The sequence below is a fragment of the Blautia sp. SC05B48 genome (assembly GCF_005848555.1).
Taxonomy (GTDB): Bacteria; Bacillota; Clostridia; order Lachnospirales; family Lachnospiraceae; genus Blautia_A.
Genome location: NZ_CP040518.1, coordinates 416,189 through 440,538, shown reverse-complemented (window position 1 = coordinate 440,538; position 24,350 = coordinate 416,189). Strand labels below are relative to the sequence as shown.

Genomic DNA, 24,350 nt, shown 5'->3' with positions numbered 1-24,350 from the left:
AAAAAGTAGGAGAGTGATTAATTGAAATTTGAGTGGGATCAGGAAAAGAATCTGATCAATCAGAAAAAACATAAGATATCATTCGAAACTGCAGCATATGTATTTTAAGATAAGAATTACATAGAAATGTATGATTTTGAGCACAGTACAGAAGAAGACAGATATATTGCTATAGGATGTGTTGGTGAAGTTTTATTTGTGGTGTTTACCGAAAGAAAAGAAAACATTCGGTTGATTTCAGCTAGGTTGGCAACGGAATCGGAGAGGAGGCTCTATTATGATCAAAACATTTACTATTAATAAAGGGCAGAAGCCGACAAAAGAGCAAATACAGGAAGTTATGAATGCAAAAAAATCACCAATTGTACCAGATGAAGATGCACCAGAATTGTCACCAGCAATGTATAAAGCTTTTAAAAGCAGTGTGATACAGCGAAATCGAAAGAAAAACGCATAAAATGGAAAAAACTCCTCCGGCAGTAAAACCGGAGGAGTTTTTTTGCATAAAAAGAGAAAAAAATCTATAATCGAACACATTTTCTGATATAATAAGAAAAGAAAAAATTTCCGGAGGTGTGTCCATGGATAAAAAAGAAGAACATATCTATATAGCTATTGATCTGAAATCATTCTATGCTTCCGTGGAATGTCAATAGCGGGGCTTAACGGCTATGAAGATGTAATCCGGGAAATGGCCAGACTTACTGATGTCTGGGTACAGTTATCCGAAGATAAAAAACGGGAATTGGATGAAAAACTGCAGGAGCTGATATTGGAAAAAGGCAGACAAGATAAGAAAATTCTATATGTATAAGCGAAAAGTGTTTTTTAAGATGATACAGAAAGTGAATTAGAAAAAAATGTAGAGATAAATGAATGTGGGGAAAAATATGGTATACACATGCAAATATAAAGCGCTAATCGGAGATATTTTACTTGCTGCAGATGAAATCGGACTTACCGGTCTGTGGTTTGAAGGACAGAAATATTTTGCAAATACACTTCCGGAAGATTATGTTCCACAGGAAACGAAAATTCTCACAAAAGCAAAAAAATGGCTGGATGTATATTTCTCCGGTGAAGAACCGAAATTTACTCCGCCACTTCATCCCACTGGTTCAGTATTCAGACAGGAAGTGTGGAAGATTTTATTACAGATCCCTTACGGACAGACGATCACATATGGAGAAATTGCGCGCAGAATGGCAGTGATGAAAAATACTTCTCATATGTCGGCCCAGGCAGTAGGCGGTGCGGTTGGTCATAATGAAATTTCCATTATCATTCCCTGCCATCGGGTCGTAGGAACAAATGGAAGTCTGACAGGATACGCCGGAGGAATTGACAAAAAAATTTTACTTCTTAAGCTGGAGCGTACAGATATGAGCCGTTTATTTGTTCCAAAGAAAGGAACTGCACTGTAAAACTCCGGCTGAGAGGACGGTCTGGTGCAGACATCCAAGAAAAGACAGATATTTTATTTATGAAAGCATGCTATGAAAATTGCCAGCAGGATTGCGGAGGAAAGATCATGGGAAAAATACTGGATGAGGATCTGATTTACGAGATACTGTCCGTAGTGGAAGAAATACCGGAAGGAAAAGTGGCCTCCTACGGACAGATCGCACGTCTGATTGGCCGGGATAAAAATTCACGTCTTGTAGGAAAAGTCTTAGGTATGGCAGAATTTTACGGGAAGTATCCCTGCCACAGAGTTGTGAACCATGCAGGGCGTACTGCACCAGGCTGGAGAGAGCAGAAGATGCTTCTGGAAGACGAGGGTGTGGAGTTTAAGGCAAATGGATGTGTAGATATGAAGCAGTATCAGTGGGAGGAGTAGTGTTTTATGAATTGTAGAAATATGATGCAGATCCCGGAGCTTACAGAAGTTCTGAAGCTGAAAGCAGGGGAAAACGGTCTGGAGTAGTCTGTACGATGGGGCTATTTTGCAGACTGCCTGCCGTGCATCAAAAGTGAATACAGGATTGAATAACTATATCCATGGAGGAGAATTCGTAGTTCTGACAAATCCCAGTGTCACCAACGACAGCCGGAAACTCGTGCTGGAGGAAAAGGACAGAAACGCCGCAGAGCAGCTGTCTTCCTCTATTCTGGATGCAGAACATTTAAGCCGAGAGCGTGTGATGGCACAGGCCAGATATCTGAACCTTGCACCGCTTACCATGACCGATGAGCAGATGGAGAAAGGACTTGAGATCTTTGAAGCTTCTCTGAAAGAGGCATTAGAAGCATAGATTAATAGAAAGTTACTCTGTAATAGAAAGCTACTCTGTAATAGAAAGCTACTTTGTAACAGAAAAATAAAACATGCTTGACAAACCATAAATTCCTCGTATAATTATCAATGGTAATTAACTAAGATAATTATATGAGGAGCTTTTTTATGACAAATGAAAAGATCAAGCGGATGTTTGATGCGTTTTATCAGGCAAAGCGGATCCGGGATATGCTTCCGCCACTGCCACAGGGAGTAATGCCATCCTACATACAGTATCTGGATGTGATCCATTCTCTGCAGAGAGAAAAAAAGGATATCCGGCTCTCTGATATCAGTGATGCCATGAACCTGCCGCGTCCGGGTGTTACCAGAACAGTGAAAGAAATGGAGGCAAAGGGATATCTTCAGAAGCTTACGTCTCCGGATGACGGGCGCGTTACTTACATCTCCATAACAGAAAAAGGAGAGAGGCTTTCCAGGAAGTATGATCAGGATTATTTCAGCAGTCTGGCGCCCTATCTTTCAGAGATTTCCGAAGAAGAAGCAGACAGTATGATCCGGACCGTCGGGAAATTTTATCAGATTATGTGTGACAGGAGAGAAGATTATGACAAATGATAAGGCAGATTTTACCCAGGGAAATATCCTGAAGAAGCTGGTCGCATTTATGATGCCGGTACTCGGCGCACTGATCCTGCAGGCAGCCTATGGTGCGGTCGACCTTCTTGTGGTGGGAAGATTTGGTTCCACATCCGGATTGTCAGCGGTTTCCACCGGAAGTCAGGTACTGAATCTGGTTACCTTTGTAGTGATTCAGTTTGCTATGGGTATCACAGTTCTGATCGCGCGTTATCTTGGAGAAAAAAGACCGGAGCAGATCGGCTCCGTCATCGGTGGGGCTGCGATCGTCTTTACCATGATATCGATCGTGCTGTTTATTGTTATGGTAGGTTTTGCACATCCGATCTCCGTGCTGATGCAGGCACCGGAAGAAGCGGTAGCGCTGACTGCATCTTATGTACGGATCTGTGGAAGCGGAATTTTCTTTATTGTTGCGTATAACCTGCTGTCTGCTATTTTCCGTGGCCTTGGTGACAGTAAATCTCCGCTGCTGTTTGTGCTGGTGGCATGTATTGTAAATGTGATCGGAGACCTGGTACTGGTAGCCGGCTTACATATGGATGCAGCAGGGGCAGCTATTGCTACGGTTTCTGCTCAGGCCTTAAGTGTTGTATTTGCAGTAGTTCTGCTGATAAAGAAGAAGCTTCCGTTTACCATTACAAAAAAAGATTTCCGGCTGAATCCTCAGTGCAGACGTTTTCTTAAGATCGGACTGCCGCTGGCACTTCAGGAATTCCTGACCCAGATTTCATTCCTTGCTTTGTGTGCATTTGTCAATCGCCTGGGTCTGGAAGCATCCTCCGGTTACGGAGTTGCATGTAAGATCGTAAACTTTGCCATGCTGGTTCCAAGCTCTCTGATGCAGTCCATGGCTTCCTTTGTTTCACAGAACGTAGGAGCCGGAAAGCCAAAACGTGCGAAAAAATCTATGCTTACGGGAATTGGAGTTGGTCTGTCTGTGGGATGCCTGGTATTTATCCTGATCCTTCTGAAGGGGATGTACTGGCAGGATTCTTTTCAACAGATGCCGGTGTTATCCAAAAAGGCTTTGATTATCTGAAGGGCTTTGCACCGGAGACACTGGTTACAGCTGTTCTGTTCAGTATGATAGGCTATTTCAACGGAAACAACCAGACCATCTGGGTTATGGTCCAGGGTCTGGTCCAGACGCTTCTGGTACGACTTCCAATGGCGTACTTCATGAGTATCCAGCCGGATGCCAGCCTGACAAAGATCGGACTTGCAGCACCGGTATCTACCACAGTGGGAATCATTCTGAACATCGGATTCTTTCTGTACTTCACTCGTGCGAAAAAAGAAATTGTTTCGGAAGAATGACCGGATAAAGGGATGTAAATGAGGGGGTGATATGATATAATCAAAATCACCCCGGCAGAGGTGATGGCACTGACCCTGAAATAGCTGCCGGAATCTTGACAGCTGTAAAGGAGGAGGACTGGATGATTTGCGGGATGACGTATTTTCAGATATGTCTGTATTTTTTGTTTTATTCTTTTGGAGGATGGGTCGTTGAAGTTATCTTCCATGCAGTAACATTAGGAAAGGTTATAAACCGGGGATTTCTCAACGGTCCGGTATGCCCGGTGTACGGATTTGGTGTACTTTCCGTGTTTGCGTTGCTTAATACGCTTCAGAGCGGCGGACATCAGATGAGTGAGGGAATGATCTTTCTGTTTGGAATCGTTCTTGCAACTGCGGTAGAGCTGGTTGCCGGATGGCTTCTGGATGTATGCTTCCATGCAAGATGGTGGGATTATTCCAATAAGCCACTGAATTTTCACGGCTATATCTGTCTTGAGTTTTCCCTGATATGGGGACTTGCCATTGTGATGGTTGTAAAGGTTTTTCAGAAGTATGTGGAGCGTCAGGCTTCTCATACACCTTCCACACTGGAATGGGTTGTTATGGCAATTCTGTATGCGGTGTATCTGGTAGATTTTATTGTAACAGTGGCGGTGATCCACGGACTGAATAAGAAGCTTACCCGACTGGATAAGGTACGTGCAGATCTGAGGATCGTGAGCGATAAGCTCAGTGATACTCTGGCAACAACTACCATTGACACAGCACAGAAGGTGGGAGAGGGAAAGGTTCAGGTTGCTCTTGCTAAGGCAGAGCTCAGAGATGCGACTGTGGCTCAGAGAGAAAAATCTGCTGAAATGCTTCGGATGAAGAAAGCGGAGCTTCAGGCACAGTTTGATGAGCTGTCAAACTCTATTACAAATCATACGGTATTCGGCCAGGGAAGAATCATTAAGGCTTTCCCGGAGATGAAGCACAGAGATTATTTTGAACTGATCCAGGAGCTGAAGAAAAAACTCAGATAAGAAAAAAGAAATGCGATAAAGAGGCAGCAGGAAATGTTGAAATTTCCTGCTGCCTCTTTTAGTACAGAGTTTCAGCCTATCGAATTCTTTTCTTTATCATTGGTCCGATGATCATGGCGATGATCATTTTTATGAGATCTGCCGGAATAAACGGAATTACACAGATTCCAAGAGCCGCTTTGAAAGTGGAATCTGCAACGATGCAGAACCATACAGTTCCGAAAAGATAGCATACAATTGTTCCTGCGATCATACCAACGAGCTGGATCAGAGGCTTATGGCAGTTGTCAATTACCAGTCCGGCAATAACAGCCATAACGATAAAGCCGATGATGTATCCTCCTGTAGGACCGGCCAGCTTTGCAGGACCGCCGGTAAATCCGGAAAATACCGGAAGACCTACAAGGCCAAGCAGCAGATAGATCAGATAGCTGATGGTTCCTTTTTTCCATCCGAGAAGATAAAGGGACAGGTAGATGGCAAGATTGGTAAATGAGATCGGAACCGGACCGATTGGAATGGACAGCGGTGCAAGAATACAGGTGACAGCTGCCATAAGAGCGGTCATGGTGATCTCGTAGGTTTTTGTATGTGGTGCAGAGACAGTATTTGTCTGGTTCATATTAAAAGAGCCTCCTTTGAAAAAGGTAATGTATTTACTGGTTTGGGTAAGCAATGAAATGCTGTAAGTGTGTATGAAAGATCATATGCCATAAGGATGCTTACGCAGATTCGATCTCATAGGTGAATCCTGCATCCGTGATGGTTTTGAGAGTGTCTTCGATTCCCTGACCACCTTCTGTAAGATAACCGGAAGCGAAAATAGAGTCTACAACACTGAGCAGTTTTTTTTCTTCGCCCTTGAAATAAACTTCTCTTCCGGCAGCACATCGGATATCTGCTTTAGGTACAAGAAGTCTTGCCAGGCAGAGGACTTTCATGCAGTATTCTGTTGTCAGCTGGGAAATATCTGCATTTCCGAGAGGAGTTCCCTTGATCGGAAGAAGAAAGTTGATCGGCAGTGCTTCCGGCTGGATCTCACGTAATTCCAGAAGCATGTCAACAACGTCCGCCTTGCTTTCACCCATGCCAATGATACCGCCGCTGCAGATCTCGAAACCAAGTCCCTGAAGCATATGGATATTCTGGACACGCTGGTCAAAGGTATGTGTACTGCAGATATTATGATAAAAGGAACGGCTGCTGTTCAGGTTATGGTTGATCCGGTCAAGACCAGCCTCTTTGAGCATTTTTGCCTGGTGCTCTGTGAGAAAGCCTATGGAGCAGCAGAGATGGGTTCCGTGTTCTTTCATTTTGCGGATCCTGCGGGCCAGCTCCTCGATCTCTTTATCTGTAAACTTCATACCACTCAGGCCGATACAGTGTCTGGATAAATGATACTCATTTACGAAATCATTGTCCTGATATAATTTGTCTTCATCTACCCATTTGTATTTATCAATATCGGCAGTGGAACGACATGACTGGGCACAGTATGCACAATCCTGGGAACAGTTTCCGCTGCGGGCATTGGTAAGGATGTGGATGCTTACCCGGTTTCCCTTATATTTGTAACGTAAACTGCTGGCACGGTCGATCAGTGCCTCGAGTTCTTCGTCCGGAGTATCTAAAATTGCAATGGCTTCATCTCTGGAAAGCGATGGAGCTTCTTTTTCGCATGATGCAGTGTTCATGTCAATACCTTCCTTTTGAGTTTTTTGTACGGGTATCACTTTATCACATAGAAATATTAATTGTCAACTGAAAATTCAAAATAGGTTTACAGTTAAAAACTGTAGTATTAAGGTATTGCTTAGCCTTATCGAAGCAGGGAATTTTCTTGATTCGGTTAAAATAATTCTCAAGTGAATATCATATCTTTATAAAATCTTAATACAGAAGCAGAGACTTTTATACTATCTTTGAAAGCAATTATATATAATAAAATGCGTTACGAAGATAGCACTGTTAAAAGTATTGATAAGGAGTTTTGATCATTTATGCCGGAAAAATCATATAAGAAAAAACATATGACATCTTTTCAGCTGATCATTCTGGGTTTTGCAGGAGTGATTTTGGTGGGAACCGTTCTGCTGATGCTTCCATTTTCTTCTGCGGAGAAAGTGATCACACCATTTCATGAGGCACTTTTTACAGCCACTTCGGCGGTATGTGTTACAGGTCTTGTGGTAAAGGACACTGGAAGCTACTGGTCCCTGGCAGGCCAGACGATCATTCTTGCACTCATACAAACAGGTGGGCTTGGAGTAGTGACTGTGGCTGCGTCTGTTTCCCTTCTTTCCGGAAAGAAAATATCACTCATGCAAAGAAGCACCATGCAGAATGCTATTTCAGCACCTAAAGTTGGAGGGATCGTCAGACTGACAAGGTTTATCTTAAAGGGAACATTTTTGATCGAAGCAGCGGGGGCGTTGCTGCTTCTGCCGGTTTTTCTGGTGGATTTTGGGAAAAAGGGAATCTGGATGTCAATTTTTCATTCAATCTCTGCTTTTTGTAATGCCGGCTTTGATATTCTGGGGACAGCTTCCAGTATCTTTCCATCGCTGACTGGGTATTCCGGAAATATACTTATAAATCTGGTAATTATGCTGTTGATCATTACAGGAGGAATCGGTTTTCTCACATGGGATGATATTTATACAAATAAACTGAACTTTAAACGCTACCGCATGCAAAGCAAGATCATTCTCATGACTACCGCATGTCTGATCTTATTTCCGGCAGTCTTTTTCTATATCTGTGACCTGACAAATTTACCCATGGGAAAACGCCTGTTAGCAGCAGCGTTTCAATCGGTAACGACAAGAACTGCCGGATTTAATACTATAAACATTTCAGAGATGAGTGAGGCATCAAAAGCAGTTATGATATTGTTAATGCTAATTGGTGGTTCACCGGGATCTACAGCAGGTGGAATGAAAACAACAACTTTTTCAGTACTTATTTTAAATGCAATTGCGACATTTCGAAGTCAGGAAAATGCAGGAGCTTTTGGGAGAAGACTTGAATATCATGTGATAAAAAATGCAGCGACAATCGCCATGTTATATTTTGCCTTGTTCTTTGGCGGCGGAATAGCGATCAGTGTGTACGAAGGCCTTCCGCTTTTAGATTGTCTGTACGAAGCTGCTTCAGCTGTTGGTACGGTAGGTCTGACTCTGGGAATCACACCGGAACTTCATGTTTTTTCACAAGTCGTGTTGATCATACTGATGTATCTGGGACGTGTAGGTGGCCTGACCCTGATCTATGCGGTATTTTCCGGAAGAAATAAGGGAAATGCAAAGCTTCCTCTGGAAAAAATCACAGTTGGATAAGAAGGAGAAAAATAATATTATGAAAAATGTATTGATTATTGGACTTGGAAGGTTTGGAATACATATTGCCATGCAGCTCAATCAGCTGGGACATGAAGTTATGGCAGTTGACTGGAAGGAAGAAAGAGTGGACAAAGTACTGTCGTTTGTGACGAATGCTCAGATTGGTGACAGTACCAATGCTGAATTTTTACAGTCCCTTGGAATTGGAAACTACGACATTTGTTTTGTGACCATTGGAGACAGCTTTCAAAATTCTCTTGAAACAACATCCCTTCTAAAAGAACTGGGCGCAAAATTGGTGATATCCAGAGCTGAACGTGATGTTCAGGAAAAATTTCTTTTACGCAATGGTGCCGATAAGGTAGTTTATCCGGAAAAGCAGGTGGCAAAATGGGCATCCATCCGTTATACAGATGATCATATCCTGGATTATATGGAGGTGGACGCTTCCCATGCAATTTTTGAAGTGGAAGTGCCGGAAGAATGGGTTGGAAAAACAGTGGGTGGACTTGACATCAGAAAACGCTACAATATTAATATCCTGGCAGTAAAAAATGAAGAGGAATTCAGTATTGCAATTTCACCGGAAACGTATTTTGCAGAGAATGATAAATTACTGGTATTAGGAGAGTACAGAGCTCTTCAGAAGTGCTTCCGCATATAGCTCATTGCCATGAAGAAAAAATTTTGACCACAGAACAGCTGCGTGATATAATTCCAGAAAACAGTAGCAGAAGGAGAATGACAGAATGAGCTTGAAAATGGAGGATACAGTAAAAAACAGAACCTATCCGAAACGGCCATTTGCATGGTATGTGGAAAAACCGTCCGCAAAAGATTACTTGCTGACGGTTTTTATATTTGCAGTATGCACTTTGATTGGCCTGTTGTTTCAGAAACTGGATCTTACAGATACAAATATTGTAACGATATACATTCTGGGCGTATTGATAACTTCGATCGTGACAGATGGTTATCTTTGCAGTGTAGCCGGATCCTTTTTAAGTGTATTCTTATTTTGCTTTTTCCTGACGGAGCCAAGGATGTCTTTTGAGACATATGCGGTGGGATATCCGGTGACATTTTTCATAATGCTTATTTTGTCCGTACTTACAGGAACCCTTGCGGCAAAGCTGAAAATGCATGCAAAGCTGTCTTCACAGCTTGCCTTTCGTGCACAGGTTCTGTTTGATACGGATCGTTTGCTGCAAAAGGCAAAAAGTGAGACAGAAATCCTCGGAGTTACCTGTACACAACTGATACGTCTGTTAAACCGCAGCATCACGGCATATGTTGTGGAAAATGGAACTTTATCAGAAGGAAAGCTTTTTTCCGGGGAAAAAGAAAGCACAGAGGATTTTCTGACACAGGAAGAACAACAGGCGGCCAGATGGACTTATGAAAACAGACAGCGTGCCGGCGCATCCACGCAGCATTTTTCACAGGCAAAATGCTTATATCTGGCAATCCGAAGCGGAAATAATGTTTATGGCGTAATTGGGATCCCTCTGCAAAAAGAAACACTGGACTCTTTTGAATACAGCATCCTGCTGTCTGTAATAAATGAATGTGCACTTGCAATGGAGAATGTACAAAATGCCATAGAAAAAGAGAGAAATGCGGTTTTAGCAAAAAATGAGCAGCTGCGTGGCGATCTTCTTCGGGCAATCTCCCATGATCTGCGTACGCCGCTTTGTTCCATTTCAGGAAATGCAGATATGCTTCTCAGTAACAGTGACCGTCTGGATGAAGCTACAAAGTATCAGATCTACACGGACATTCATGATGATGCAGAGTGGCTGATCGGAGTTGTGGAAAACCTGCTTTCAATCACCAGGATCAATGATGGAAGATTGAAGTTTAAATTTACGGATCAGCTTTTGGATGAGGTAATAGCAGAGTCACTCCGACATATCAGCCGGAAACATGATGAGTATAAGATCGTGGCGGACTGTGAAGAACTTGTTCTTACACGTATGGACGTGCATCTTATTATACAGGTTCTGGTAAATTTGATCGATAATGCGATAAAATATACGCCGTCAGGCTCTGTCATCAGCATTCGGGGGGTTAAAAAAGCCGGGAAAGCACAGATAAGCGTGGAAGATAACGGCCCCGGAATTCCGGATGAAATGAAGCCGCATATTTTTGAGATGTTTTATACAGGGAAAACAACCGTTGCAGACAGCCAACGGAGTCTGGGGCTTGGCCTGGCACTTTGCCGCTCTATCATAGAAGCTCACGATGGAACCCTGGTTCTTTCGGATCATGCTCCGCATGGATGTAATTTTACTTTTACTTTACCATTAAGCGAGGTGACATTAAATGAATAAGACATTAATTCTGGTGGTTGAGGATGACAGACCCATACGGAACCTGATCGTTACCACATTAAAAACACATGACTATAAATATCTGGCTGCAGAAAATGGGGCTTCAGCCATTTTGGAGGCTTCATCACACAATCCGGATATCGTTCTTCTGGATCTTGGTCTTCCTGATATGGAAGGAGTAGAGGTAATAAAAAAAATCCGTACCTGGTCGAATATGCCTATTATCGTGATCAGTGCCAGAAGTGAAGATATGGACAAAATAGAGGCACTGGATGCGGGTGCAGATGATTATATCACAAAACCATTTTCAGTAGAAGAATTACTTGCGCGTATCCGTGTCAGTCAAAGGCGGCTTGCCATAACGCAGGCAGGAAAACAGCCGGAAACCTCTGTTTTTGAAAATGGTGGATTAAAGATAGATTACACGGCTGGCTGCACATTCCTGAAGGATAGAGAACTGCATCTGACGCCCATTGAGTATAAGCTGCTCTGCCTTTTATCCCGTAATATTGGAAAAGTATTGACACATACATATATTACTCAGCAGATATGGGGACGCTGCTCGGAAAACGATGTTGCTTCTCTCAGGGTCTTTATGGCAACACTGCGGAAAAAACTGGAGCCTGAAAAAAACGGTGTACAATATATCCAGACACACATAGGAATCGGATATCGCATGCTCAGAATCGAGAAACCTGAGCAGGAAACGAACTCTTCTTTATGAAGTCGGAGGGGCTGACGGAAGCAGTCTGTTTCTGGGAGTGATCATTTATGCGGTTTGCTTATTGTTTGGTATCTTTGGGGTGAAAGCATATATTTCATCGCAGACAGTAGATACAGAAGTACTTGAGATGGGGGTCAGCTATCTGAGGATATGTTGCGTAATTTCTTTTGGTATTATTTTCTTTTCTCTATTTGAAAAGTTACTCCAGGCAACAGGCTGTTCTCTTTATTCCACAATTGGTCAGGTGGTTGGAGCGGTTGTAAATATCATCCTTGATCCGATCATGATCTACGGTATTGGACCTTGCCCGGAAATGGGAGTGAAAGGCGCAGCCTACGCAACTGTAATTGGACAGGTAGCATCAGCAGTATTACTGCTCATTTTTCATATCAAAGTGACATGCTCCCACCACTTAAATCTTACGATTTTGAAGTGGGGGCTTCCTGCTCGATTGCCCTTTAGGGCAAAGCTAAAACAGGCTATCCCCGCGTGTCCCGCGGTTTTGTTTTTTATGTTTATCCGGTTACGGAATTTTTTCTTGTGCCGTCAGGCACATTCTTTATAGATTCTTTTTCCTTCTTCACGGATGTTGACTGCTGCATTCACATCCCGGTCCATCCTATTTCCACATTCACAAACATACATTCTATCCGACAATGCCAGTTCCTTTTTCTTATGTCCGCACACACTGCAGATCTTGCTGGATGCAAAATAACGGTCTACTTTTATAAGATGTTTTCCACATTCTTCCAGCTTGTATCCCAGCATGAACAGAAACTGCCCATACCCGTTATCCTGCACACCTTTCCCAAGGTGCAGCCCTCCGGACATTCCCTTCATATTCAGATCTTCCACACATACTGCATCATATCTTTCCGCAAGCTCCCTACTGAGCTTATGCTGGAAATCTTTTCTCTGGTTCTTTATCTTTTCATGACATAAAGCTACCCTTTTTTTCTGTTTCTGATAGTTCCGGCTTTCTTTTTCACAGTGGGAGAGCTTTCTCTGTTCTCTTGCAAGTTTTTTCTCTGCTTTTCTGTAAAACATAGGGTACCCGGCTCTTTCTCCTGTAGAAAATACACACATTCCCTGCACGGCAAAATCGATCCCAAGAAATCTCTCTGCCGGTCTTTTTTCCACTGTTTGGTCCTCACAGCAGAACAAAAGGCTGGCAAAATATTTCCCGGATGGCTCACGGCTCACAGTTACAGACTTCAGTTTCCAGTCTGATGGAATCTGACGGTGAAGTTTTATCCTTATGACGGACATCTTTGGAAGTTTCAGATGGGTATCCTGCAAAAGGATATTTCCGTTTAGTGCATTGGTCGTATATGAATTTCTTGCATGCTTCTTTGATTTATAACGTGGAAATCCGCAGGCTGGTTCCCGAAAAAACTTCCGGAACGCACTTTCCAGATGCAGCTGCGCATTCGCCAGGGCAAGGGAATCCACCTCTTTCAGCCATGGATATTCCTTTTTATATCCGGCCGGTGTGTTCCGGAGCATCTTTTTTTCTTTCTGGTAATAGCTGATCTTGTCCGCGAGCATCTGGTTATAGATAAAGCGGCTGCAGCCGATTGTTTTCTCTATCTGAACTCTCTGCTCTTTATTTGGATAGATCCTTATTTTTACGGCGCGGTTCATTCTTCTCACCTTCTGTATTTTATAACCATCACCAGGTGATAGTATAGTAGAAATACTGAATGGGAATTATTGTCTAATTCCATTATATTTATCATTCATTTTCTTTTATCGACTGATATGTATTTATGAACTAATTGTTCTTTTTTAGTATACTACATCAGGGGGTGGAGAACAAGTGTTTCTTTTGTACTATAGGGATTTTTTGAGCAGATATGCCCAGATGTGCAATTCATCTCACCACCTGAAGAGGTGGGAGAATTCTTGCTACATTTGTTAAAAATGCAGAATGAAATGAAATTGACAGATGAAAGTTGGAACAGTTATCAGCAAGGAAAAGGTAATGAAGAGTATCAGAAGTATATGGAAGATCTGACAGAAGAGCGGGAGGAAGTTTTAAGGATATGGAACAATCTGAATACAAATGAGCAGGAAACAGTAATGTCAATGCTTCATGGATTTCGAAAGTAGGAGAACAGTTCGAGTATATGTATCGGCTGTTCTTTTTTGTTTTTCGGGTGCTAAAACGGTAAATTTTTCTTGTGTATAATTGAACGTTAAAGTATAATAAAATCAATTTTGGGCATAAGATTAAAGCTATAATAAGGAAATCGGCAAACCAGATGAAAGTCTGGGACGCAAAGCTACAGGGCCTGTAAAATGGCAGCCAGTTGCATGAAATGGGGTGCACTGTCTGTCTGACAGTGCTTTTTTAACGATGTTATTTCATAGACGTAACAATAATGATTTTATCAGGAAAGAATAAGGAAAATAAAAGTATGAAAAAGGTAAAAAGTTGTCTGACAGCAGTGGTGTCAGGTGTACTTGTAGCAACTGCTGTCTTGTCTGGATGTGGACAGTCAAAGAAAGAAGTATCTAAAAATGATGATCATCTTACCGTTTATCTGTGGGAAAATCGTTTGATGAAAAATATTGCACCCTATATCCATGAACAGTTCCCAGATCAGGATATTGAATTTATTATTGGGAACAATGATACCGATTTATACAGTTATTTTAAAGAACATGATGAATTACCGGATATCATAACAGTACGGCGATTTTCTGGAACAGATGCACAGGACTTACAGCCTTATCTTATGGATTTTGCTTCTTATGATGTTGTTTCCAAGTATTATTCCTATGCGGTGCAATATTATAAGAATGCGGAGGATGAAATCCAGTGGCTGCCAATCTGTGGTATTCCGCAGACGATCATTGCCAACAAAACACTGTTTGATCAGTATGGCGTAAATATTCCAGAAAATTATGAGGAATATGTACAGGCCTGTCAGCAGTTTTATGATAATGGCATAAAACCGTATTCCATGGATCTTGGTGAAGACTGGTCTAATAATGAAATCATCCAGGCAGCGGCAATCGGTGAGTTTACAAGCCTGGATGGTATTGAATGGCGAAACGGTGCAGAGACTGCAGCGGATGAAGTAAAGTTTGATGATACATTATGGAAACGTATTTTTTCAGAAACCAGTCAGTTTCTTAAGGACTCGCACTTTGGTAAAGAAGATATCAATATTGACGTCGATACAGGAATCCAGATGTTTGTCGAGGGAAAATCAGCAATGTTTCATGGACATCCGACGGTTATGCAGCAGCTGCAGAAACAGATGGATGCGGATCTGATCCGTATTCCTTACTTTTCACAGACATCGGATGAATCCTATGTGTACATGACTCCGTCCTTAAACATTGCATTTAACAAAAACCTGGAAAAAGACCGGGAGAAACTGGATACTGCACTGGATGTGCTGGATTGTATGATTTCAGAAGAGGGGCAAAAGCTGATTGCGGATGGAAGCGGTGTTATTTCATTGAATACAGATGTTCCAACCATGATGCAGGATGTGCCTGGACTGGAAGAGGAAATTAATAATAATGCTGTTTATATCCGGTATTCCGCTCAAAAATCATTTGATGCAAGTCTTGAGGCTGTTCACGGATTACTGTCAGGGGAAATGGATGAAACACAGGCTTATGATACTTTTTGTAGTGCAATGAATCGTAAAGATCCAGAAGAAAAAGCAACGGTGAATTTTGAAAATGAATATTCCATTTCACTGAACGATAGAAATGGCCGTGATGCAGCATCTTCCATTTTAACTACGATTAGAGAAGAAAATGATGCACAGCTGGCTCTGGCACCATATTATTATTTCACGTCTTCTATGTACAAAGGAGAATGCACCAGTAGACGGGTTGGCATGATGACAGCGAAGAGTTCAGATACAGCATTATATGTTGCGAAAATTAATGGTAAACAGGTTTGTGAACTCGTGGAAAATTATCTCGCCGATGCTGATGAGAATTTTTATGTAACCAATAAATACGAATTACCAATTGCATCCGGTATGAAAATTATCGTCAATCAAGAGGAAAGTGGATTTTCATTAAAGGACTTGACAGTTAATGATAAGAAAATAGACAAAGAAAAGGAATACTCGATTCTTCTTACAGACACCACAATGTCTGTTTTGAAAAAAATAAATCCGAAATGTGAGATTGAGCAGCTTAAAGATACAACATTATCAAGTGCATGGATCGAAGCAATGTCAAAAGGACAGCAGCCGTCAGCACCGGAAGATTATATAGAGGTTGAACAGTAAAAGTGGAGATAGAACAAACGGTAAATAAAGGAAAAAAAATAACAAGGCTGTTGCTTATACTACTTATTATTCTTTTAAGCTTAGGTTGTATCAAGTATCTGATAAGTAAGTCTAGCAAGTATATCAGCGAAAATGGAAAAAGCAGTATGGGAGCTGTTGTTGAACAGATACAGCAGACCTATGATCTTCAAGTGAGTGGGTACTACAGCCAGCTGCAGTTGGTTGAGGAATTTTTACTTCATGAGAGGGAGCTGTCTCTTGAAACGGATGTGAACAAAAGTTTCTTTGAAGCATGGGAAAAAGAATCGGAAAGTACACTTATATTCCTTCAGGAAAATGGTCAGGCAATATCAGCAGGTGGAACAAAAATGCGGATTGATATGCCAAGTAAACTTCTGCTGGACTTAAAGAATGGATACAATATTGGAAAACTGGTGCGTCTTGATTATGATCAGAAGAAAAAAGACGGTTATCTGGTTGCGATTCCATGTCAGGAATATACGATCGATGGGGAAACTTATACGGCAATTGGAACCGTGTATGATCATTCGAAACTGGATTCCATGTTAAAACTGAAAGGTTATGATGGGAAAGCATATTTGTTCATGCTGGATAATGACGGAAATATTACGTATACGAACCAGAGTGGTGATAAATACCTGCGTAATTATTCTTTGTTAAAACATTTAAAAGGAGAACAGGCTATTACAGAAGAAGAGGCTGATTTGCTCAAAAAGAAGTTTGATAACAGGGAATCCGGAGTTGCACTTTTGGGGAAACAGAACCCCTATTATCTGGGGTATTGCCCGATAGAAAGCAACAACACCATTTTGGTATGCATTGTGGCAAGGGGAGTTGTTGACAATGTGCTGAGGGATTACCAGAAAACGGTGTTGTTTACAACAATACTCATGGCAGGTTCTATACTTTTACTTTTTGCCGGATTATTCTACAGTATTTCCAGACTTAGTCTTGCAGATCAAAAAGCAGAATATGAAAAAAGAAATAATGAACTTCATTTACAAACAATGAAGGAAATGGAAGTAGTCAATCAAAAACTGAAAAAGGCAAAGAACGTTGCAACAGAGGCTTTACAGACAGCTGAAAATGCAAATAAGGCGAAAACGGATTTCCTGTCTAATATGTCACATGATATTCGCACACCTATGAATGCGATCATTGGTATTACATCTTTGATCAGACATGATGCAGGTAATAAAGCAAAAGTTATAGAGTATGCAGATAAAATAGATATTTCATCACAGCATCTGTTAGGAATTATCAATGACGTTCTGGATATGAGCAAGATTGAGGCAGGAAAAACGGTTTTTAAGTACTCTGATTTTTCAATTTTGGAATTTATGCAGGAACTTGACACTATATTTCATTCTCAAATATATGAAAAGCAGCAGACTTTTACAGTCATAAAAGAAAATATTCACCATGAGTGGGTGAATGGGGATCAGGTTCATTTGATGCAGATTTTCAGTAATCTGCTGTCTAATGCCATAAAATATACGCAGGAGGGTGGAAAAATTCAGCTTCTGGTAGAAGAATGTGAGACAAAGTCATCTGTCTATGCAAAGTACCGCTTTTTAGTCTGTGACAATGGTATGGGAATGTCGGCAGATTTCAAGGATACAATTTTTGATGCGTTTACCCGTGCGGAAAGTTCCCTTACAAACAAAATACAGGGAACCGGACTTGGAATGGCTATTACTAAGAACCTGGTTGAGGCAATGGGAGGTACCATCGATGTGGACAGTGAACTGGGACAGGGAAGCTGTTTTGAGATTCTCATGGATCTGAAAATTGCAGAGGATAGAACGGCCGCTCTGGCAGCACAAGAAGAAACAGATGAGCAGGATGGAAATATCCTTCAGGGAATGAGATTTCTGTGTGCAGAGGATAATGAGCTGAACGCAGAGATCCTGACAGAACTGTTAAAGATTGAAGGTGCGGAATGTACTATCTGTGAAAATGGCGAAGAGATTTTGAAAGCATTTGAACAGTCTACTCCAGGGGATTATGACATGATCTTGATGGATGTGCAGATGCCTGTTATGAATGGTTATGAGGCAACGAAAGCAATCCGCAGAAGTTCCCATAAACTGGCAAAGACGATTCCTATCATTGCCATGACTGCCAATGCATTTTCAGAGGACATTCAGCATTCTCTGGCAGCCGGTATGAATGCGCATGTTTCAAAACCGGTTGAGATGAAGGTGCTGGAAAAGACGATCAGAAGCATAAAATCTGGTGGGGGGGGTACCGAACCGCAGGTTATGGAACAGTGACAAATGGATTTGATGCGGCAGTGCAATTTTATTAAACCAGGAGGTTGACAAGGAGATGTATAGAGAAATATATTTGACAGACAGACAGACAGACAGACAGGAGATTTAATATGATTTCGAGAGCAAAGAAATATGTGGCAGTGTTCCTGGTTTTTGTATGCGTGTGTATGATATTTTCTCCCCAGACTGCATATGCAGCCGAAGACAGTTCGCAGCATGAAACTGTCAAAGTCGGTTTCTTTGCCATGGATGGTTATCATGTGATGGATGAAGAAGGCAACCGCAGTGGGTATGGCTATGATTTTCTTCGGCTGATGGCCCGTTATTGGGATGTAGATTACGAATATGTCGGATATGATAAGAGCTGGGATGATATGCAGCAGATGCTTGAAGATGGCGAGATTGATATGGTAACATCTGCCCGCAAAACATCGGAAAGAGAAGAAAAGTTTGATTTTTCACGTCCGATTGGAACCAATAATGGGATTCTGACCGTCCGCAGTGACAACAGCACGATTGTGGATGGCAATTACAGTACTTACAACGGTATGCGTGTGGCACTTTTGAACGGAAGCTCACGAGATAAAGAGTTTGCGGATTTTGCAGGCAATAAAGGATTTACATATGATCCATTTTATTTTGATACGACAGCAGAGATGGAGGAAGCTCTTCTGAGCGGAAATGTTGATGCTATTGCTGCCACTTCTCTGAGAAAAACAAACAATGAGCGTATCGTGGATAAATTTGACAGCAGCGATTTCTATGTCATTGTTAAAAAAGGTAATACAGAATTGCTGAATGAGATCAATTATGCAATTGACCAGATGAATGTAGTTGAGGGTAACTGGAAAACGACACTTTATAATAAAAATTATGAAAGCATAGAAACTAAGAATCTGGAATATACGGAGAAAGAAAAAAGTATTATTTCACAGTATTCCAAGGACAACCCGCTTCATGTTCTGTGTGATCCGACCCGTTATCCATATTCTTATAATGAAAATGGTGAGATGAAGGGTATTATCCCGGATTACTTCCGGAAAATTGCAGACTATGCCGGGATTTCCTATGAGTTTCTTACACCTGCCACCAGAGATGAGTATATTGCCTATCAGAAAAATAAGGAAACCACAGATATGAGCATCGATGCACGCCTGGAAACAGATAACTATGCTGAGACGAAAAAATGGGGGATTACTGCACCTTTCATTACGATGCAGCTGGCAAGGGTGACACGACGTGACTTTGATGGAAAAATTAATGTTGTTACTACTGTTGACCAGACAGCATCAAATTCAATTGAAGATGCAATGGCACCCGGTGCAGAAAAACTGATGTGCAGTACCCGACAGGAAATGATGGAAGCTGTCCGTGAGGGTAAAGCAGATGCTGCCTTCGTCTACTATTACATGGCACAGGCGTTTGTGAACAGTGACACTACGGGCACCATGACATATACTCTTCTGGAACAGCCTACATTTACCTACCGCATGGTAATTTCATCAACTGAGAACCATGCGCTGGCTGGTATTCTGACGAAAGCAATGTATGCTATGCCCCAAAATCTTGTTGAAGATCTTGCAGCACAGTATACCACATACAAAGCAACAGAGCTGACATTTGTTGACTGGATCCGTCTGCATCCTGTTGTTACTGTTTTGGTTCTTCTTATTTTTGGATGGCTACTGACTGCTATGTCTGTGACAATGGTGCATCTCAGTGCAAGAAAAAAAGCTCAGAAGGCGGCCCAGGAGAAAGCTGAGGAAATGGCGGAACTGGCAGAGCATGCACAGGCTGCAAACAAGGCAAAGACAGCATTTCTGTCACATATGTCCCATGATATGAGGACACCGATGAATGCAATCATAGGATTTACCGGTATTGCAATGAAAAACAATCCGTCAGACGAAGTGAAAAATTGTCTGGAAAAGATTGACGAAAGCTCAGAGCATTTACTGTCGCTGATCAATGATGTATTAGATCTGACCCGCATCGAAAGTGGAAAAGTGAAATACAATCCAGTGCCGGCGGATGTGAAAAACATTACAGATTCTTCATTGAATATTACAAAAGGTTTTCTTACGAACAGGGATATCAACTTTAAGATTCAGCGTGAAGAAGCAAAGATTCCAAATGTACTTGCGGATCCTGCACGCCTGCGTGATGTGCTGGTCAATATTATGAGCAATGCCGTGAAATTCACTCCGGATGGAGGGACGATTACATTTGAAGCTCGGTGTCAGGAAAAGTGCGGGGATGGATATATAAATATGCGTTACCGCATTTCGGATACTGGTATTGGCATGAGTGAGGAATTTACAAAAGAAGTTTTTGAGGAATTTGCACAGGAAGATTCCGGTGTGAGAACGCAGTACCATGGAGTTGGACTGGGGATGGCTATCGTAAAGAAGTATGTAGATATGATGGGTGGGACCATTTCCGTGCAGAGTAAAAAGCATGAGGGAACCACATTTACTGTGGATATTCCTTTGGAAATTACAGATAAGGAATGTAATAAGTCAGACACAGGTATTTCTGAAAAGGTGAATCTTACAGGTGTGAATGTTCTTCTTGCAGAGGATAATGAACTGAATGCAGAGATTGCTGCCGTGCAGTTGGAAGAATTCAGGATGAATGTAGAAAGAGCTGTGGATGGAAAGAATGCTGTTGAGATTTTCAGAAATCATCCGGAAGGCACATTTGATGTAATCCTGATGGATATCATGATGCCTGAAATGAATGGTTATGAAGCAGCAAAAGCAATCAGGGCAATGAATGACAGACCGGATGGAAAAAATATTCCTATTATAGCAATGACAGCTAATTCATTTGCAGAAGATGTTCAGGCATCACTGGATGCAGGAATGAACGCACATTTGTCAAAGCCGATTGTGATTGATGAAGTTATAAAAACGATTTTAAGGTATGTATATGGATGAAATTAAATATGCACCTAAGAGTATGGAAAAGAAATCGAAGAGTAAGAAAAAGTATTCAGTAAATAATAGACATAAAGCTCAAGAAATGCTGACAATTGTAGAGTGGTCTGCTATAATATTTTTATCATATTACGTTGCTTTTATGCAGTATAATAGTATAAATATGCGCCTTTCGCTGTTTTTGTAGAAAGATTTTTTTCGTATATAACGAACATAATATGTAATAGTAATGGTTACGCTATACCCTTTGTTATGTGGCGGTATTAGATCGCTATATCTGCACAAAAAATCAGGCTGAAGGATACTGGGGGAGGAATATGAAACAGTTAATAGTATCAGACAAAGTACAAAAAGAGCTACTTACAGATTTTATGATCATGGGGGAAACCAGGGGACTGATCGGTGGATATTGTGAGAACGAGTTTCCGGTTTACTATGCCAATGAAGAAATGGCACGAATGCTTGGTTACGATGCAGTGGAAGAAATGGTTGAAGCAATTGACGGAAAAGTTATTAATACGATTCATCCCGATGACAGAGAACAGGTCATAAAGGATATCGGGGGGGGGGTAAGTATTATGAGGGATTAACCTATGAGACCACATATCGTATGCCGCGAAAAGACGGATCCTGGTTTTGGACGGTTGATAAAGGAAAAGTCATACGGACAGAGGAGGGGAAACTGGCTATTATCAGTGCCTGCCAAGATATGACATCCTTCGTGGAAAGGCATAAGAAACTGGAAGAGCAAAATATACTGTCTCAGGCAACAATCGATAATATCCCTGGCGGCTATCACAGATGTTCCCTGGAGGAGGGGCATCCATTCATATATATCAGTGACAGGTTCCTTGCGATTCTTGGGTGGACCAGAGAAGAGATCAAAACAGAATTCCATAATAAGTTTGACAATATGCTTCATCCGGATGACCGGCATCTTTCTGCAAAATATACCGCCCGTATTCTTGATACATGCGGACATGGATTTACACAGGATCAGATTTACCGGCTGCTTGGAAAGGACGGCTATCATTGGGTCACAGATGCCACAACATTGGTGAAATCCGGTAATCAGATATTCTTCCAGGGAGATATCACAGATATTACGGATTTTGTTAAAGGCAAAGAAAAAAACGAGAAAGAACTGGAAGACAGCAACCAGATTCTGAACGAACGTAACCGGATATTATCAGCTTTATCCAGAGATTATACAACGGTACTTTTGTGTGATTTAAGGCAGGATACATTTGAAGTCGTAAAAGGGGATGCCTTTACGCACCATGACCCTGAAGAAAAGCAAAAGTTAGTTCGTGAAAGTAACTGCTATTCGGAGAGAGTCCGGTATTTTTTCGAAAATGTCCTTATCAAAGAATCTGCTCCGGAGTATCTGGAAAGACTTTTGCCGGAGTATCTTATGAACGAATTACAAGAAACAGACAGTATAGAGATTTATTATAAGACGATACCAAATGGGAGTGGCTTCAGACATTTTTTGGCAAACGCAGTACGTTTATCCAATGAGGAAGATCATTTTAAGATCATCCTCGGTTTCCGTTCTGTAGATGAAATCATTAAAAAAGAACAGGAGATAGAGCTTCAAAGAGAGATTATCGAAGGCCTTGGAAAAGAATATTTTTCTGTTCTGGCAGTAGAACTGGATAAAGATCGAGTATTTTCTTATCGCGAGTCTGAAGAAAATGGAAAGATTATTTCAGATTTCTGCAGAAAATGTGATAACAGATGGTCACAAATAATTCCTTCTTATGCCGAGACGATGGTATTTGATAACACCAACGGAGAATTTGAAAAGCAGTTGGGTCTGGAAACTCTGCGTTCACAGAAAGAGGATTATTCCATGACATACGAGTTTAAGTCGGGAACGGAGATCATTTATCATCAGGTAAGAGTGGCATACGTAAAGAAAAAAGACGGAGCAAGGGTGGCTGTAGTCGGAACAAGAAATATTGACAGTCTGATAAAAAAAGAGCGTATGCAGGAAGAAAAGCTGAAAAAAGCATATGCTGCCGCAGAAAATTCCAATAAAGCCAAAACGGAATTTCTGAATAATATGTCCCATGATATCCGTACGCCAATGAATGTGATACTGGGATATAATCAGCTGATGAAATCACAACTGACAGAGCCGAAGCAACTGGATTATCAGAAGAAAATCGAACAATCAGGGAAACTGTTATTGTCCATCATCAATAATGTACTTGATATGGCCCGGATTGAAAGTGGAAAGATAAAAGTAGATGAGAATTATGAAAGTGCTGGTGAGGTAGTAGACGAAATCATAAGTACATTTGCATCTGAAGCAGAAGAAAGAGGAATCCATCTAAGCGGCAGCATGAAGGTCACACATAGAAATATCCTGTGTGATGGTACAAAAATCAGGGAAATCTATGTAAATCTTGTCAGTAATGCTATAAAATACACTCCCAGAGGTGGAAATGTAACGATCACTGTAGAAGAACTGCCATGTAAAAGAGAAGGATATATGAAGGTAAAATCCGAGATAAAAGATACCGGTATTGGCATGAGTAAAGAATATCTTCCAACATTATTTGAACCATTCAGTCGTGAACGGAATACAACCACTGGAAGAGTCAGAGGAACCGGTCTTGGAATGCCAATCGTAAAGAAAATGGTCGATCTGATGGGCGGCAGTCTTGAAGTGGAAAGTGAACTGGGAAAAGGAACCGTATTTACGTTTACACTGATGCATAAAATAGCGGACAAGAAATATTACAGCCAGAGGATAGAAAAAGTAAAAACATCTAGTATGAGAGAAAGTCTGAGTGGAAAGCATGTTCTGCTGGCGGAGGATAATGATCTGAATGCGGAAATTGCAGTGACGATTCTGGAAGAAGCCGGGCTTGTTATCGAGCGTGTGGAAGATGGAATTCAGTGCGTGAACAGGATAGAGCAGATGTCACCAGGAACTTATGATCTGATACTTATGGATATCCAGATGCCAAATATGGATGGCTATCAGGCAGCACAGTGTATCCGGCATTTAAATGATAAAAAGAAGGCAGAGATCCCGATCATTGCCATGACAGCAAATGCCTTTGCAGAAGACAGGAAAAGGACGTTTGATGCCGGCATGAATGGACATATTGCAAAACCCATTGATATTGAAAAACTGGGAGCGGTCATTCTTTCTGTATTGAAAAAACAGGAAAGCTTATAGACTGGGAAGAACAACAGCATGAGCGCAAACAGACTGCGTTCATGAGC

The 24,350-nt window shown here is 41.5% G+C and carries 20 protein-coding genes, 3 pseudogenes and 1 riboswitch; of the genes and pseudogenes, 19 read left to right on the top strand and 4 right to left on the bottom strand.

Going from position 1 to position 24,350, the window contains the following annotated elements:
* The first annotated feature begins 126 nt into the window (after positions 1–126).
* From EYS05_RS18145 to EYS05_RS01910, 8 genes and pseudogenes are all read left to right on the top strand, one after another.
* The gene (locus tag EYS05_RS18145) at positions 127–300 is read left to right on the top strand and encodes a BrnT family toxin (RefSeq protein ID WP_442858067.1); all 174 of its coding nucleotides are present in this window, start codon (positions 127–129) and stop codon (positions 298–300) included.
* Complete coding sequence (locus EYS05_RS01945) at positions 278–457, top strand: hypothetical protein (protein WP_118512798.1); 180 nt, start codon at positions 278–280, stop codon at positions 455–457. The genes EYS05_RS18145 and EYS05_RS01945 overlap by 23 nt, the downstream gene beginning before the upstream one ends.
* Positions 458–890: 433 nt before the next feature.
* Complete coding sequence (locus EYS05_RS01935; RefSeq protein ID WP_138276463.1) at positions 891–1,424, top strand: methylated-DNA--[protein]-cysteine S-methyltransferase; 534 nt, start codon at positions 891–893, stop codon at positions 1,422–1,424.
* A gap of 107 nt (positions 1,425–1,531) precedes the next feature.
* Positions 1,532–1,840 (top strand): MGMT family protein, encoded by a 309-nt coding sequence (locus EYS05_RS01930; RefSeq protein ID WP_015527257.1) that lies wholly within the window; start codon positions 1,532–1,534, stop codon positions 1,838–1,840.
* Positions 1,841–1,985: 145 nt separating this feature from the next.
* Positions 1,986–2,255 carry a hypothetical protein gene (locus tag EYS05_RS01925; protein WP_138276462.1) on the top strand — a complete coding sequence of 90 codons (270 nt, stop codon included), beginning with the start codon at positions 1,986–1,988 and terminating at the stop codon, positions 2,253–2,255.
* 149 nt (positions 2,256–2,404) lie between these two features.
* Entirely contained in the window at positions 2,405–2,857 is a 453-nt protein-coding gene (locus EYS05_RS01920; protein WP_138276461.1) for a MarR family winged helix-turn-helix transcriptional regulator, read from the top strand.
* Positions 2,847–4,198: pseudogene (locus EYS05_RS01915) on the top strand (MATE family efflux transporter). Before EYS05_RS01920 ends, EYS05_RS01915 begins: the two are co-directional and overlap by 11 nt.
* Positions 4,199–4,320: 122 nt before the next feature.
* The gene (locus EYS05_RS01910; RefSeq protein ID WP_138276460.1) at positions 4,321–5,208 is read left to right on the top strand and encodes a putative ABC transporter permease; all 888 of its coding nucleotides are present in this window, start codon (positions 4,321–4,323) and stop codon (positions 5,206–5,208) included.
* Between the two features lie 76 nt (positions 5,209–5,284).
* Here EYS05_RS01910 and EYS05_RS01905 read toward each other — a convergent pair whose 3' ends face one another.
* Both EYS05_RS01905 and bioB read right to left on the bottom strand, forming a co-directional pair.
* Positions 5,285–5,830 (bottom strand): biotin transporter BioY, encoded by a 546-nt coding sequence (locus tag EYS05_RS01905; RefSeq protein WP_118512793.1) that lies wholly within the window; start codon positions 5,828–5,830, stop codon positions 5,285–5,287.
* 100 nt (positions 5,831–5,930) lie between these two features.
* Positions 5,931–6,902: a biotin synthase BioB gene (gene bioB / locus EYS05_RS01900; protein ID WP_138276459.1), complete on the bottom strand. Its 972-nt coding sequence runs from the start codon at positions 6,900–6,902 to the stop codon at positions 5,931–5,933.
* 306 nt (positions 6,903–7,208) lie between these two features.
* On the opposite strand from bioB, the gene EYS05_RS01895 reads away from it, so the two are divergent.
* The 5 genes and pseudogenes from EYS05_RS01895 to EYS05_RS17960 form a co-directional block, all read left to right on the top strand.
* Positions 7,209–8,546 (top strand): TrkH family potassium uptake protein, encoded by a 1,338-nt coding sequence (locus tag EYS05_RS01895; RefSeq protein WP_138276458.1) that lies wholly within the window; start codon positions 7,209–7,211, stop codon positions 8,544–8,546.
* Positions 8,547–8,565: 19 nt separating this feature from the next.
* Entirely contained in the window at positions 8,566–9,213 is a 648-nt protein-coding gene (locus EYS05_RS01890; protein WP_118063961.1) for a potassium channel family protein, read from the top strand.
* 85 nt (positions 9,214–9,298) lie between these two features.
* Positions 9,299–10,882 (top strand): ATP-binding protein, encoded by a 1,584-nt coding sequence (locus EYS05_RS01885; RefSeq protein WP_118512790.1) that lies wholly within the window; start codon positions 9,299–9,301, stop codon positions 10,880–10,882.
* On the top strand, positions 10,875–11,606 hold the full coding sequence (locus EYS05_RS01880) for a response regulator (protein ID WP_118063965.1): 732 nt from the start codon (positions 10,875–10,877) through the stop codon (positions 11,604–11,606). The genes EYS05_RS01885 and EYS05_RS01880 overlap by 8 nt, the downstream gene beginning before the upstream one ends.
* A 16-nt stretch (positions 11,607–11,622) precedes the next feature.
* Positions 11,623–12,003, top strand: a pseudogene (locus EYS05_RS17960) (MATE family efflux transporter); the annotation flags it as partial.
* Between the two features lie 149 nt (positions 12,004–12,152).
* Here EYS05_RS17960 and EYS05_RS01870 read toward each other — a convergent pair.
* Both EYS05_RS01870 and EYS05_RS01865 read right to left on the bottom strand, forming a co-directional pair.
* Positions 12,153–13,250: an RNA-guided endonuclease TnpB family protein gene (locus EYS05_RS01870; RefSeq protein WP_138276457.1), complete on the bottom strand. Its 1,098-nt coding sequence runs from the start codon at positions 13,248–13,250 to the stop codon at positions 12,153–12,155.
* An 8-nt stretch (positions 13,251–13,258) separates the two neighbouring features.
* A pseudogene (locus EYS05_RS01865) lies at positions 13,259–13,333 on the bottom strand (IS200/IS605 family transposase); the annotation flags it as partial.
* A 208-nt stretch (positions 13,334–13,541) separates the two neighbouring features.
* On the opposite strand from EYS05_RS01865, the gene EYS05_RS01860 reads away from it, so the two are divergent.
* The 6 genes from EYS05_RS01860 to EYS05_RS01835 all read left to right on the top strand — a co-directional run bounded on the left by EYS05_RS01860 (position 13,542) and on the right by EYS05_RS01835 (position 24,303).
* Positions 13,542–13,718, top strand: coding sequence for a hypothetical protein (locus EYS05_RS01860; RefSeq protein WP_174235816.1), 177 nt, complete (start codon positions 13,542–13,544; stop codon positions 13,716–13,718).
* 132 nt (positions 13,719–13,850) lie between these two features.
* A riboswitch (cyclic di-GMP riboswitch) is annotated at positions 13,851–13,926 on the top strand.
* A gap of 100 nt (positions 13,927–14,026) precedes the next feature.
* Positions 14,027–15,871 carry an ABC transporter substrate-binding protein gene (locus EYS05_RS01855; protein WP_138276455.1) on the top strand — a complete coding sequence of 615 codons (1,845 nt, stop codon included), beginning with the start codon at positions 14,027–14,029 and terminating at the stop codon, positions 15,869–15,871.
* Between the two features lie 146 nt (positions 15,872–16,017).
* Positions 16,018–18,168: an ATP-binding protein gene (locus EYS05_RS01850; RefSeq protein ID WP_138276454.1), complete on the top strand. Its 2,151-nt coding sequence runs from the start codon at positions 16,018–16,020 to the stop codon at positions 18,166–18,168.
* Positions 18,169–18,278: 110 nt separating this feature from the next.
* Positions 18,279–21,107, top strand: coding sequence for a transporter substrate-binding domain-containing protein (locus EYS05_RS01845; protein ID WP_138276453.1), 2,829 nt, complete (start codon positions 18,279–18,281; stop codon positions 21,105–21,107).
* 317 nt (positions 21,108–21,424) lie between these two features.
* Positions 21,425–21,697 carry a hypothetical protein gene (locus EYS05_RS01840; RefSeq protein WP_118624939.1) on the top strand — a complete coding sequence of 91 codons (273 nt, stop codon included), beginning with the start codon at positions 21,425–21,427 and terminating at the stop codon, positions 21,695–21,697.
* A 20-nt stretch (positions 21,698–21,717) separates the two neighbouring features.
* Positions 21,718–24,303: a PAS domain-containing hybrid sensor histidine kinase/response regulator gene (locus EYS05_RS01835; RefSeq protein ID WP_138276452.1), complete on the top strand. Its 2,586-nt coding sequence runs from the start codon at positions 21,718–21,720 to the stop codon at positions 24,301–24,303.
* Positions 24,304–24,350: the final 47 nt, after the last annotated feature.

Bases quoted from the DNA above. Each gene is read 5' to 3' on its own strand.
- EYS05_RS18145 (WP_442858067.1), top strand. From the start codon at position 127: ATGTATGATTTTGAGCACAGTACAGAAGAAGACAGATATATTGCTATA.
- EYS05_RS01945 (WP_118512798.1), top strand. From the start codon at position 278: ATGATCAAAACATTTACTATTAATAAAGGGCAGAAGCCGACAAAAGAG.
- EYS05_RS01935 (WP_138276463.1), top strand. From the start codon at position 891: ATGGTATACACATGCAAATATAAAGCGCTAATCGGAGATATTTTACTT.
- EYS05_RS01930 (WP_015527257.1), top strand. From the start codon at position 1,532: ATGGGAAAAATACTGGATGAGGATCTGATTTACGAGATACTGTCCGTA.
- EYS05_RS01920 (WP_138276461.1), top strand. From the start codon at position 2,405: ATGACAAATGAAAAGATCAAGCGGATGTTTGATGCGTTTTATCAGGCA.
- EYS05_RS01910 (WP_138276460.1), top strand. From the start codon at position 4,321: ATGATTTGCGGGATGACGTATTTTCAGATATGTCTGTATTTTTTGTTT.
- EYS05_RS01905 (WP_118512793.1), bottom strand. From the start codon at position 5,830: ATGAACCAGACAAATACTGTCTCTGCACCACATACAAAAACCTACGAG.
- bioB (WP_138276459.1), bottom strand. From the start codon at position 6,902: ATGAACACTGCATCATGCGAAAAAGAAGCTCCATCGCTTTCCAGAGAT.
- EYS05_RS01895 (WP_138276458.1), top strand. From the start codon at position 7,209: ATGCCGGAAAAATCATATAAGAAAAAACATATGACATCTTTTCAGCTG.
- EYS05_RS01890 (WP_118063961.1), top strand. From the start codon at position 8,566: ATGAAAAATGTATTGATTATTGGACTTGGAAGGTTTGGAATACATATT.
- EYS05_RS01885 (WP_118512790.1), top strand. From the start codon at position 9,299: ATGAGCTTGAAAATGGAGGATACAGTAAAAAACAGAACCTATCCGAAA.
- EYS05_RS01880 (WP_118063965.1), top strand. From the start codon at position 10,875: ATGAATAAGACATTAATTCTGGTGGTTGAGGATGACAGACCCATACGG.
- EYS05_RS01870 (WP_138276457.1), bottom strand. From the start codon at position 13,250: ATGAACCGCGCCGTAAAAATAAGGATCTATCCAAATAAAGAGCAGAGA.
- EYS05_RS01860 (WP_174235816.1), top strand. From the start codon at position 13,542: ATGAAATTGACAGATGAAAGTTGGAACAGTTATCAGCAAGGAAAAGGT.
- EYS05_RS01855 (WP_138276455.1), top strand. From the start codon at position 14,027: ATGAAAAAGGTAAAAAGTTGTCTGACAGCAGTGGTGTCAGGTGTACTT.
- EYS05_RS01850 (WP_138276454.1), top strand. From the start codon at position 16,018: ATGGGAGCTGTTGTTGAACAGATACAGCAGACCTATGATCTTCAAGTG.
- EYS05_RS01845 (WP_138276453.1), top strand. From the start codon at position 18,279: ATGATTTCGAGAGCAAAGAAATATGTGGCAGTGTTCCTGGTTTTTGTA.
- EYS05_RS01840 (WP_118624939.1), top strand. From the start codon at position 21,425: ATGAAACAGTTAATAGTATCAGACAAAGTACAAAAAGAGCTACTTACA.
- EYS05_RS01835 (WP_138276452.1), top strand. From the start codon at position 21,718: ATGCCGCGAAAAGACGGATCCTGGTTTTGGACGGTTGATAAAGGAAAA.